Below are 8,787 nucleotides of genomic sequence, written 5' to 3'. Positions count from 1 at the left end.
TGAACTACCAGCCCGAACCAACGACGCAAACCGCGCCACGACAACAGAATCCGGAACCCATTTCGACTCCACACAATCACCCAACCCATGTCAGGTGTTTCCACGACCGCTAGAAATCAAGCGGCACTAAAACCAAAAAATTCCCCCGGCCTCCTTTCGGAGTGCCGGGGGAATGCCTCAAGCGCTATTTACTTGAACGGGAAGCCGAGCTCGCGCAGGAGCTTGCGGCCCTCGTCGTCGTTAGTAGCGGTGGTAACGACGGTGATGTCCATACCACGAGGGCGGTCGATCTTGTCGATGTCGATCTCGTAGAACATGGACTGCTCGGACAGGCCGAAGGTGTAGTTGCCGTGGCCGTCGAACTGCTGATCAGACAGACCGCGGAAGTCACGAATACGTGGCAGCGCGATGGTCAGCAGGCGGTCTAGGAACTCCCACATGCGGTCGCCGCGCAGGGTAACGCGTGCGCCAATGGGCATGCCCTCACGAAGCTTGAAGTTCGCGATGGACTTCTTAGCGCGACGCAGCTGCGGCTTCTGACCGGTAATAGCGGTCAGATCCTCGAGTGCGCCGTTGATGACCTTGGAGTCACGTGCGGCTTCGCCAACACCCATGTTGACGACAACCTTGGTGACACCAGGGATCTGCATGACGTTGTCGTACTTGAACTCGTCATTCAGGGTCTTGCGGATTTCCTCGCGGTAGCGAGTCTTCAGACGCGGGGTGTAGTTCTCGCTCATTTTTAGATGTCCTTCCCGTTGCTACGCGCGATACGGACCTTCTTGCCGTTCTCGTCGAAACGGTAGCCCACGCGGGTCGGGTTGCCTTCGGAGTCAACGATCGCAACGTTGGACACGTGGATCGGTGCTTCCTGGGTAACGATTCCGCCGGACTCGGCGCCACGCTCGGCAGCAGAGTTTGCGACGTGCTTCTTGATGCGGTTAACGCCCTCTACGAGGACCTTGTCACGCTTTGGGTATGCCTCGATGACCTTGCCCTTCGCGCCCTTATCTGGGCCCGAAATGACGATCACCATATCTCCCTTATGGATCTTCATAAGACTAGATCACCTCCGGTGCGAGAGAAACGATCTTCATGAAACGCTTGTCACGAAGTTCGCGAGCAACCGGTCCGAAGATACGGGTACCACGGGGCTCGCTATCGCCCTTGAGAACAACTGCAGCGTTCTCGTCGAAGCGAATGTAGGAGCCGTCCGGACGACGGGTCTCCTTCTTGGCGCGGACGATAACGGCCTTTACTACGTCGCCTTCCTTGACGTTGCCGCCTGGAACGGCGTCCTTGACAGTCGCGACGATGACGTCGCCGATGCCAGCGGAGCGTCGGACAGAGCCGCCGAGAACGCGGATGCACAGCAGTTCACGTGCACCAGAGTTGTCGGCGACGCGCAGACGCGATTCTTGCTGAATCACTATGGGTCTCCTGACCTGGATTGATGTGCGGTAAGATTTCCGTCCTTGCCGCACGCGGTCTACAAACTTGCGATGCTCAAGCCTTGACAACGGACTATGCCGAAGGGTCTCGGACCGGCGGTTCGGAAACGCACCACTACGGGCCGACCAGCTTTTGCAACCTATACATTCAACCACACGCCAGCGCCCATACCAAAACACTGCTTAGCGCTTGCCGACGCCCCCTACCTCCACATATGTTTCCGTCAGTACACCCACTTACCCCTCGGCCTCTTATTTCGAATACTACGACACGCATAGGCTCCAAAATCATCGCCACAATCTGCACATATGAACCACACTTTAACAACGCTCAGTGCAAAGTCCATCGCGCAGCCATTCTAATGGTTTGATCTTTCACTGCTGTAACGCATGAGAATTTCAGTTAACTTCTGATTTTCATGCAACAACTGCAAATTCTGTGACTACTGGTATTTGCCCGCGAAAGACGTTTCTTTGCTCTTTCCCATATTTCCCGAAGGAGAAACACATGAAGCGTTTGCCACAGACCCTGACTGCTGCTGTACTGACCGGCGCACTCGCCTTTGGCGGCGCAGCTATTGCCCAGGCTCAGATGCCACTACCGGCTTCCATCGAGACCAATGGCATTACCTACGACAAGCAGCCCGACGGCAGCTACGCACCACGCAACCGCTTTGAGAACCCAGCCGGCGAGGACACCGTACCTACCCTCACTGAGGATCAAGCTCGCGCCATCTGGGAGCGTCAGCAGTCAAAGGATGGTGAAAGCGCTGATCCTGAGACCCCTGGAAACGAGACTGACACTGAAGGCGCAGCCGACGCCGAGGGGACTGACTCCGAGAGCTCCAACAAAGAAGGTATCCCTGCTCCAGCTACGAAGAAGGACGCCGAGGGCAACGAGTGGTACCAGAGCCTGAAGGATCCGAAGGTTTACGTCAACGACCCAGCTCTGGTGAATGAAGAGATCACCGACGAGATGCGCAATTCTTACGCTGAGGCGTTCCTGTCTGAGGATTCGAAGCCTGAATTCGACAAGAATAAGCTGGCTTGGTTGGCACTGCCAGCTGCACTGATCATCGGTGGCATCACCTGGTACCTTTCCCAGGACGGCAAGACCTACGTCAAGGACGAGGCACGCAAGAACCAGGAACCGACCGCTGAGGAAAAGGCTGCTTCCGAGCAGATGCTGAACGCTAACAAGGACGAAGTTATCGCCCAGGTCGGTCAGCTCGCTGAGGGCGACGCTGCTCAGGCTGACGCTCCTTCCGCTCCATCTGCACCAGCTGCTGGCGAGTCCGCAGACTCCGCACGTGGTATGTCCGCTGAGACCGGCTCCAACTCCGTTGCACAGGCTCTGGCTGCTCTGGCCGTAGCTGCAATGGTCGCTGCTGGCGCTTTCGCCGCACGCTGCAAGTTCTTCGCTTAAGCAAGAGCCTTCCTAGTAAATAGGAAACTGAATTGAGACTGGCTGCGCCGGTCGGGCTTCGGCCCGGCCGGCGCAGTTTTGTTTCGTCAAAAACAGGATCCACGTAAACGGAAAACGAAGCCCCTACAAGATTGAAATGCCCGGACGCCGGGTAATTCTTAGTACAGTTTCCAGTATGACCTACACCAAGCGCACCCTGTGGCTGCACTCCGCGCTCTTTATCCTCGCGTTTCTCGCGTTTATCCTGCCCGTAGTCTTTGGCACCTCCGCTCTACTTCCTGTTTGGTTGACCGGCGGGCTGAGTCTGGGGCTAGCGGCTTGCGCGCTTGTCGACGCCGCCTATAAATTCTTCGCCCCTACCTCCCCTCGTAGCCTCCGCCTGCTCTCTGGTCTTGCCGGCCTCGTTCTGCTCATCGGCTGGGGCATCTGGGTCTATATCTACGGCAATATGGCGGCCGTGGGCACAGGTTCCTATCGAATCGGTACCTTTTTGCTCGGCGCGGGAAGCGTGCTCAATCTTTTTGTAGTGGCAATTTCCTTTCTAGATATACAAAGAAAGGTCAACTAGAACGACTGGGCAACAGCCACAATTGGCAGGTTTCCACTAATGCGCCGCTACGACGCGGCGGGGAACAATGATGGGGGCATCGCCCAGCGGATCCTCCCAGGCTTCAGCCTCGATGCCATAGGCCTGCGCCAAGACCTGCGGGGACAGCGCTTGTTTCGGCGCCCCGCGCGCGATAATTTTGCCGGCTTTCATCACCACCATGGAATCAGAATAGTGGCCGGCCAGCATGAGATCGTGCAGGACTACAACCACTGTTTTGCCCGCCTGCGCTTGTGCGCGTGCCAACTCCAGCATGCGCATGGCATGGGCGGGGTCGAGAAAGGTCGTGGGTTCGTCGAGAAGCAGCACAGGCGTATCTTGTGCCAGTGCCAACGCCAGCCAGACGCGTTGGCGCTGCCCACCCGATAGCGAAGCGATATCACGATCGAGGAAGTCCACAATGTCGGTAGCCTCGCAGGCCTGCGCGATAATCTCCCGATCCGTAGCGGAAAGGCCGCGCATCCTCCCCTGATAGGGATGACGCCCGCGCGCGACCAACTCGCCTACCCGCAGCCCATCGGGGGCCACGGGGTGCTGTGGCAGCAGCGCCACCTGCTGCGCGGCATCCTTCGCGGACAGCGCATGTAGGTCAGCTTCCCCGACCATGACGCTGCCCTGCCGCGGGGCCAGGATTTTCGAGAGAGTTTTCAGCAGCGTGGACTTGCCGCAGCCATTGGGCCCAATGAGCGTGGTGACTTCGCCGGCGCGGGCGTGCAAATCGACGCCGGCAAGGATATCCCCACCATCCTTATATCCCGCATGAATGCCGGTGGCGTGGAGGCTGCACCGAGGCTTCGGGGTAGTGGTCTGTTTAGGCTGATTAGGCTGATTATCCTTCATTTCTTTTCCTTCATCCACGTCTGACTGTCTAGCACCATCCGGCGCGATGCTTATCCGTTCCCCTGTTGTGCCGCGGCACAACGTTTAGCTGCGCCCGGCTGCATTCCACACCAATATCACCAAGGCGCAGCCGCCGATGACCGAGGAAACCGCACCCACCGGTGCATTTACCGGGATAGCACCGGCGATCACAGCACACACGGTCAGCAATGCGGAACCCGCGGCTGCCGATGCCAGCGGCGATGGCGTGGGGGTGCGCGCCACCATCCGCGCCAAGTGCGGCGCCAACAGCGCGATAAACCCAATGGGCCCCACCACCGAGACCACCACGGCACTGATACCGGTTGCCGCAATAAGCAGGAGGGCGCGCTGGCGGGAGATGTTCACGCCCAGGGTAGTTGCGGAGGAATCATCATGGGCAAGCAGCGGCAGCTCCCGCGCACACCAGATGCCTATGGCGAGAAACGGCGCTAATGCCACCAGGAGGGGGAGAATGGCCTCCATGCGCACGAAGCCAGTCGATCCCGCGAGCCAAGTTTGCGCCTCCGCAGCGCGCAGGATCTGGGCGCTGCGCATTAAATACGCGACGATGGCTTGAAACATCAGCGATAAGGCAATACCGACGATGACGATGCGGTTGCTCGTACCGATGCCACCCAGAACAGCGAGCAGGATGACAACGAGGAGAGCGCCGATCATCGCCAAGCATGCCCGCCACCAAAACTCCGGGATACCCTCGGCGAAACTGGGACGCGAATGCACGGTACCCAAGACCACCAGCACCGACGCCCCGCCGGTAACGCCTAGAATATCCGGGGAGGCCAGCGGGTTACGAGCCATGGTTTGCGTCCAAGAACCGGCCAAGCCGAGGGCGGCGCCCACGATGACGGTGGCGATGGCAACCGGCAGGCGCAAATCCCACACCACCCTGATGTGGTTCTTGCTGCCGCCTCCGGTGAGGACATCGATGACCTGCCGCGGACTCAATGCCATGGGACCTTGCCCCAGTAACACTAGGTACGCGCCAAGAGCGATGAGGATGAATGCCAGCGTGGAAGCGAGCACGCGCACGTGCCGGCGGCGTTGTTGAGCTTTTAAAATAGTGCCGATTGCGGTCATGCGTTATTGCCCCCATGCTCTGCCTACGCCGCGGTGAGCACCCCAAATGAGGAAAGGTGCACCCACTATCGCGAGGACGATGGACATCTCCAACTCCGAGTTACCCGCGATGAGGCGGCCGGTGATATCAGCGGCAAGCACGGCACAACCGCCCAAGAGCGCGGAGGGCAAAAGCAAGGTGGCAACGCTAGGGCCCACCACCCGCCGCACGATGTGGGGAATGGCAAAACCGACGAAGGCAATGGGGCCCGTTGCTGCCGTTGCGCTGCCGGCCAACACCACGACGCTGAGCGCCGCGCCCACCCGCGCGGTAGTGGGGGACCCACCCAAGGCGAGGGAGGACTCCTCCCCCATGGCCAAAAGGTCGAGGGGTCTAGCCACCATCGCCGCACACGCTACACCAATAACAAGCCCTATGCCCGCGATCGCGACATCTTCTGGGCCGCGGCCAAAGGTCGAGCCGATAGTCCACCGCCGCATGCTATCGAGGACGTCCGTGGAATATAGACCGATGATCGTCGCGCCCGATCCCAAGGCTGCGGAGACGCCGGCACCTACCAGAACGAGCGTCAGGGGATCCTCAAACCGCCGCGATACGGCTAAGACCAGCAGCGTAGTAATACCCGCGCCAACGAGCGCGAGGGCGGTCCGCATACTGGTGGAGGTAGCAATGCCAATGGCCGTGCCTAAGGCAACGAAGAAGGACGCGCCTGCGGTAACGCCAATAAATCCTGGATCCGCTAGCGGGTTTCTGGTCCACGATTGCGCCAGCACACCGGCCACAGCAAGGGCTGCGCCGGCGAAATAAGCCAAGAAGGTGCGCGGCAGGCGCAGGTTCCACACGATATCGCGGATATCCTGCTCCCCTGCCCCGTGCAGGGCAGCGATAACCTCCCCGGGCGGAATCGAGCGGGATCCCACCGCCAAAGACGCCACTGCCAACACCAGGCTGGCGAGGATGAAGACGACAAGGAGCATCTTATGACTCTGTGCCCGCGCCACTACCGGTGCGGGGGTGCCGGTGGTCGTAGGACTATCTGCTGCGGAATCCGACTGGATTTGTTGGCCGTCCATCGTGGTTGTTGACAATTACAGCTTCTCTTCAAATTTATCTACTGCCCAGGGGATGGTCACCGGGTTCGGCATACTCATGGCATTGCCGGTATCCGTATCCAAGTAGCGCACGCGATCATCCTTGACAATGTCGAGGCCTTGGAAGGTCTTATCCTTCTTCAAGGCATCGGAGGAGCCGTTGTAGTCCAGGACAAAGAGGTAATCAACCTGGTTAAGCTTCGCGTAGTTTTCTGGGGCAATGTCGACGAAGAAGCTGCCTCCATCGCCCTGCAATGCATCGGGGATCTCCATGCCAAGGTTCTCGATAAATTGTCCACGCCCATCCTCCTCGGTGTATAGACCAATTTTGCCGTCATAAGGCATGACGATGGCCGCAGACTTATCCTGCAATTCCGCGTGCTCGTGGCGGAATTCCTCGAAGGCCTTTTCGGTGTCATCGATAAGCTTATCGCCTTCGTCTTTTTTGCCCACCGCATCCGCAATGGTCTCTACCTGCTTTTCCCAGGGCACCTGCCAGTCTTCATAGCCGTTCGGCTTGACGGTGGTAGGCGCGATTTCTTCCAGGGATCCCTTCGTGCCTGCATCCACCGCCTGGTTCACCGCAATGATCTGGGTGGGGTCAGCCGCGGTGACCTGCTCAAAGGCATCTGCGGTAAATCCGGTTGCGGTATTATAAATCACCTCAGGCTTTGCCTCGCCCAAGAGTTCCTTTGCCCAGGGGCCAACGCCAGAAGGATCACCATCCCCCTCAGCACCCCACGGCGCCACCGTTACGGGAGTGATCCCCAGGGCAAGCAGCGTGTCGGCATCGCCTAGACCCAGGCTAGCCACGCGCTGCTCGCTGACAGCGTCGGTCGCCTGAGCTGTTTCATCGCCCTCACCACGCGAGCAACCGCCTAAAGCTAAGGCTCCGGCGGAAAGCATTGCTACTGCGCCCATGGTGCGACGGCCGAAAATCTTCATGAGGTTAAGCCTTTCAATAAAGGAGGAAAATAGCCTTGCTTACCTTATAACACATAGGGACGATTAGGCAAGGCTAAACTAAAATAGTAATTTATTAGACACATGAACCCTTCTCTACAATCGGCCCCAATGTCTGCGCACGAACTCATCCCCGTTACTTTGACCGCCAATAGACGGATCCGCCCGCGTCTGCACCGGCTCACGTTTTATGCCGAGGCGTTCCGGACGTACACCCTCTCCGGCCCAGATGAATTCTTTGGACTCGTCATGCCACAAGCCGGACAGGAATTTAGGCCCTTCCCCGTCGACGGCATAAACCTCCGCTCGGCTGTGAGCGCGATCGACGAGGAGAGGCGGCCGGACCTGCGCTGGTATACCATCCGCGCGCTCCATTCGGAGGAAGCCACAGTCGATGTCGACGTGGTGACACACGGTGATTCAGGACCTGGCTCGCGGTGGATTCGCCGCGCACAAGCCGGAGATACAGCGGGATTCTTCACCTGCAACGACCTGTGGCGGCCAACCGAGAAGCCACAACTTCTAGTCGCTGACGCATCATCCTTGCCCGCGCTGCGGCACATCTTGGCCTTCCAAGAAGACCATAACCCGGAAATGCTTCGGGCCACCGACGTTATGGCCGTGGTTACCAGCAACGACGAGGTAGAACCAGGCCTCGCAGCTAGATGGGAGGCGAGCGTACGCAGCCTGCGAATTATTCATACCCAAGCGCACGAGGAAGCGGAGGATGTCGTTGCCGCCCTGAGAGCGGACTATGCTGGTGCGCTGGGGCCAGGGTACGTATGGGCTTCCGGCGAGGGGAGGCTAGCAAAAAGCGTGCGGGGTCTCGCGGTGAATGAATGGGGCCTAGATACCACCGACGTCACGTGGGTACCCTACTGGTTTTATGGAAGGGCCCGGCCGTAAAGAAGTCCTAAAACGGCGAAGGCCCCGCCCCGAACTCTAGGTTCGGTAGCGGGGGCTTAGTGTTGGCTAGGTTTTACTTAGCCTTCTCGATGATCTCAACGAGACGGAAGTGCTTGTCCTTGGACAGCGGGCGGGTCTCAGCGATGCGTACGAGATCGCCGATGCCTGCGGTTTCTTCCTCGTCGTGCGCCTTAACCTTCTTGTTAGAGCGCATGATCTTGCCGTACAGGGCGTGCTGCTTGCGGTCTTCCAGCTCGACAACGATGGTCTTGGTCATCTTGTCGGATACTACGTAGCCGGTGCGAACCTTAGGAGCGCCCTTGACCTTCTCCTTCTTCGGAGTAGGTGCCTTCTTGGAATCAGTCACGTTAGCCTCACTCATG

General features: G+C 58.9%; 11 protein-coding genes. 3 read left to right on the top strand and 8 right to left on the bottom strand.

All coding sequences use genetic code 11. From position 1 onward, the window contains the following. Window positions 1-188: 188 nt before the first annotated feature. Genes rplE through rplN form a run of 3 tightly spaced genes read right to left on the bottom strand, consistent with a single transcriptional unit; the run spans window position 189 to window position 1,430 of the window. The gene (gene rplE, locus RAE09_RS10655) at window positions 189-740 is read right to left on the bottom strand and encodes a 50S ribosomal protein L5 (protein WP_023020566.1); all 552 of its coding nucleotides are present in this window, start codon (window positions 738-740) and stop codon (window positions 189-191) included. Between the two features lie 2 nt (window positions 741-742). Then, window positions 743-1,057 carry a 50S ribosomal protein L24 gene (gene rplX / locus RAE09_RS10650; protein WP_023027809.1) on the bottom strand — a complete coding sequence of 105 codons (315 nt, stop codon included), beginning with the start codon at window positions 1,055-1,057 and terminating at the stop codon, window positions 743-745. Window positions 1,058-1,061: 4 nt separating this feature from the next. Next, window positions 1,062-1,430, bottom strand: a complete 369-nt coding sequence (rplN, locus tag RAE09_RS10645) for a 50S ribosomal protein L14 (RefSeq protein ID WP_005322812.1) — start codon at window positions 1,428-1,430, stop codon at window positions 1,062-1,064. A gap of 529 nt (window positions 1,431-1,959) precedes the next feature. Here rplN and RAE09_RS10640 point away from each other — a divergent pair. Continuing rightward, window positions 1,960-2,877, top strand: coding sequence for a hypothetical protein (locus RAE09_RS10640; protein ID WP_248100345.1), 918 nt, complete (start codon window positions 1,960-1,962; stop codon window positions 2,875-2,877). Window positions 2,878-3,052: 175 nt separating this feature from the next. Beyond that, window positions 3,053-3,445, top strand: coding sequence for a multidrug transporter (locus RAE09_RS10635; protein WP_248100347.1), 393 nt, complete (start codon window positions 3,053-3,055; stop codon window positions 3,443-3,445). A gap of 36 nt (window positions 3,446-3,481) precedes the next feature. Here the strand turns inward: RAE09_RS10635 and RAE09_RS10630 are convergent, their stop codons facing one another. From RAE09_RS10630 to RAE09_RS10615, 4 genes are all read right to left on the bottom strand, one after another. Continuing rightward, on the bottom strand, window positions 3,482-4,324 hold the full coding sequence (locus tag RAE09_RS10630) for an ABC transporter ATP-binding protein (RefSeq protein ID WP_316981657.1): 843 nt from the start codon (window positions 4,322-4,324) through the stop codon (window positions 3,482-3,484). A gap of 84 nt (window positions 4,325-4,408) precedes the next feature. Continuing rightward, complete coding sequence (locus RAE09_RS10625) at window positions 4,409-5,443, bottom strand: FecCD family ABC transporter permease (RefSeq protein WP_284597000.1); 1,035 nt, start codon at window positions 5,441-5,443, stop codon at window positions 4,409-4,411. 3 nt (window positions 5,444-5,446) lie between these two features. Then, complete coding sequence (locus RAE09_RS10620) at window positions 5,447-6,532, bottom strand: FecCD family ABC transporter permease (protein WP_316981656.1); 1,086 nt, start codon at window positions 6,530-6,532, stop codon at window positions 5,447-5,449. After that, the gene (locus RAE09_RS10615) at window positions 6,533-7,480 is read right to left on the bottom strand and encodes an ABC transporter substrate-binding protein (RefSeq protein WP_316981655.1); all 948 of its coding nucleotides are present in this window, start codon (window positions 7,478-7,480) and stop codon (window positions 6,533-6,535) included. Between the two features lie 129 nt (window positions 7,481-7,609). Between RAE09_RS10615 and RAE09_RS10610 the strand changes: the two genes are divergently transcribed. Continuing rightward, complete coding sequence (locus tag RAE09_RS10610; protein WP_316981654.1) at window positions 7,610-8,404, top strand: siderophore-interacting protein; 795 nt, start codon at window positions 7,610-7,612, stop codon at window positions 8,402-8,404. Window positions 8,405-8,477: 73 nt separating this feature from the next. Here the strand turns inward: RAE09_RS10610 and rpsQ are convergent, their stop codons facing one another. Beyond that, on the bottom strand, window positions 8,478-8,786 hold the full coding sequence (gene rpsQ / locus RAE09_RS10605; RefSeq protein WP_005322841.1) for a 30S ribosomal protein S17: 309 nt from the start codon (window positions 8,784-8,786) through the stop codon (window positions 8,478-8,480). Window position 8,787: the final 1 nt, after the last annotated feature.

It is taken from the genome of Corynebacterium tuberculostearicum, assembly GCF_032821615.1.
Classification (GTDB): Bacteria; Actinomycetota; Actinomycetes; order Mycobacteriales; family Mycobacteriaceae; genus Corynebacterium; species Corynebacterium tuberculostearicum_H.
This window is presented reverse-complemented; position numbering and strand designations above follow the sequence as displayed.